The following is a 215-nucleotide window of genomic DNA, read 5'->3' on the forward strand; positions in this document are numbered from 1 at the left end:
AATTTGGTTTGATCCCAAGACTCAATGGTACGCTCAACCCAAAGGTAAACATGGTCGAAATCAAACTTATTCAGATACAGCCATCCAATGCTGTTTAATGATCAAATCCTTATTTCGTCTTTCTTTACGCATGGTCACTGGCTTTGTGCAAAGTCTCATTCATCTTTGTAGATTAGATTGGACAGCACCAGACTATTCCACCATCTGCAGAAGAC

The 215-nt window shown here is 40.0% G+C and carries 1 protein-coding gene; it reads left to right on the forward strand.

The features are described from left to right. The coding region (locus AXW61_RS17460) for a transposase (protein ID WP_171254103.1) at window positions 1–215 on the forward strand (215 nt) is incomplete at both ends.

This window comes from Acinetobacter sp. BMW17, from assembly GCF_001592855.1.
GTDB lineage: Bacteria > Pseudomonadota > Gammaproteobacteria > Pseudomonadales > Moraxellaceae > Acinetobacter > Acinetobacter johnsonii.